The organism is Flavobacterium rhizosphaerae, assembly GCF_046000445.1.
GTDB lineage: Bacteria > Bacteroidota > Bacteroidia > Flavobacteriales > Flavobacteriaceae > Flavobacterium > Flavobacterium rhizosphaerae.
In genome coordinates, this window is record NZ_JBELPZ010000036.1 from 1 (window position 1) to 2368 (window position 2368).

The 2368-nt window shown below is 48.8% G+C and carries 3 protein-coding genes; all 3 read left to right on the top strand.

The features are described 5' to 3' along the window. The coding region (locus ABS766_RS16670) for a TraG family conjugative transposon ATPase (protein WP_408086333.1) at positions 1-1169 on the top strand (1169 nt) is incomplete at its 5' end. A 24-nt stretch (positions 1170-1193) separates the two neighbouring features. Next, on the top strand, positions 1194-1823 hold the full coding sequence (locus tag ABS766_RS16675) for a DUF4141 domain-containing protein (protein WP_408086334.1): 630 nt from the start codon (positions 1194-1196) through the stop codon (positions 1821-1823). A 15-nt stretch (positions 1824-1838) separates the two neighbouring features. Then, positions 1839-2368: conjugative transposon protein TraJ (gene traJ / locus ABS766_RS16680; protein WP_408086335.1), on the top strand; the 530-nt coding region annotated here is incomplete at its 3' end.

A 2368-nucleotide genomic window follows, 5' to 3' on the forward strand; every position in this document is an offset into this window, starting at 1 on the left:
TGGGGCCTTCGGGCAGCGGCAAGTCGTTTTTTACCAACCACATGGTACGCCAGTATTACGAACAGGGCGCCCATGTACTTTTGGTGGATACCGGTAACAGCTATCAGGGTTTGTGCGAGCTCATCCATGGAAAGACTAAGGGAAATGATGGAGTGTACTTCACTTATACCGAGGACAACCCGATTGCTTTCAACCCCTTCTACACGGATGATGGTGTATACGACATCGAAAAACGAGAGAGTATCAAAACGCTCATCCTAACCCTTTGGAAGCGCGATGATGAACCACCCACCAGGGCGGAAGAAGTTGCATTGTCCAACGCAGTAAGTGGGTATATTGAACAAATTAAAGCGGGTGCGCAGCCTTCCTTTAATGGCTTTTATGAATACGTTCAGGGCGACTATACAAAAGTGCTAGAGGAAAAGAAAGTCCGGGAAAAGGATTTTGACCTGGCAAATTTCCTGAACGTGCTGGAGCCGTATTACAAAGGCGGTGAATATGATTACCTGCTGAATTCGGACAAACAACTGGACCTTTTATCCAAGCGCTTTATTGTGTTCGAGATCGATGCCATCAAGGATCACAAAATCCTATTCCCGATTGTGACGATTATCATTATGGAGGTGTTCATCAACAAAATGCGCAGGCTGAAAGGGCAACGCAAACTCATACTTATTGAGGAGGCCTGGAAGGCGATCGCCAAAGAAGGTATGGCCGAGTACATCAAATACCTCTTCAAGACGGTGCGTAAGTTTTTCGGGGAAGCCATTGTGGTTACCCAGGAAGTCGATGATATCATTCAGTCGCCGATTGTCAAGGAAAGCATTATCAACAATTCCGATTGTAAGATACTGCTCGACCAGCGCAAGTACATGAACAAGTTTGACGACATCCAGGCTATGTTAGGGCTAACCGATAAGGAAAAGGCACAGGTGCTTTCCATCAATATGAACAACGACCCTTCACGATTGTACAAGGAAGTATGGATCGGATTGGGCGGCACACACTCTGCAGTCTATGCTACTGAGGTAAGCTTGGAAGAATACCTGACGTACACCACGGAAGAAAGCGAAAAGATGGAAGTGATGGAACTGGCCAAAGCATTGGACGGTAACGTGGAGCTCGCCATACGGCGTATCGCGGCACAGCGTCGCGAAAGTGAACAGTAAGTAATAACGATAAAATCCAAAACGATGAAAAGAATGATGTATTTGGTGTGGATGACTATTTTACTAGTTGCCGCACCGATGAGGGCACAATGGGTAGTCAGTGACCCGACCAACCTGGCACAAGGGATTGTCAATACGGTCAACCAGATTGCTGAGACCTCGGCAACGGCGACCAATACACTGGACAGTTTTAATAAGATTAAGGATGTCTACAACCAGGGCAAAGAATATTACGATGCCCTGAAAGCGGTCAACAACTTAGTACAGGATGCCCGCAGGGTACAGCAGACCGTACTGCTGGTCGGGGATATTTCCGATATGTATGTAACGAGTTTCGGCCTGATGCTGAACGATCCGAACTTTACGGCACAGGAACTGAATGCCATTTCGTTTGGCTACAGCAAGCTGTTGAATGAGACGGCAGGGCTATTGGATGACCTAAGCCAGATCATCAATGTGACTTCTATGTCCCTGAGTGATAAGGAGCGCATGGATATTATTGAGCGCGTGTACAAAGAAGTGCTGCATTATTACAACCTGGTGCGCTATTATACCAAGAAGAATATTTCGGTAAGTATCGTCAGGGCCAAAAAACGGAACGATACCCAACGAGTACTGGAACTCTACGGCAGTGCCAACCAAAAATACTGGTAAATGATCGCGCTTGATATTGAATTTGACAACCTGCACGAGGTGCTGCGCTCGCTCTATGACGAGATGCTGCCGCTCTCTGCAGAGATGGCGGCTGTGGCTAAGGGGCTTGCCGGGCTTGGGGCACTGTTTTATGTCGCCCTGAATGTCTGGCGGGCACTCAGCCGCGCCGAACCCATTGACCTGTTTCCGTTACTGCGCCCTTTTGCCATTGGTTTGTGCATCATGTTTTTTCCCACGATGGTGCTGGGCACCCTGAATGCCGTACTCAGCCCGATTGTGACCGGAACACACAGCATACTGGAGGGACAGGTACTGGACCTTAATGCCTTGCAGGCACAGAAAGACCAACTGGAACACGAAGCGATGCTGCGCAACCCGGAGACGGCCTACCTGGTATCGGACGAGGAATTCGACAGGCAACTGGACGAACTGGGCTGGTCACCCTCCGACCTGGCCACGATGTCGGGTATGTACCTGGAACGCGGCATGTACCAACTGGAGCAGGATATTAAAAATGCCTTCCGGGAACTGTTGGAAATCCTGTT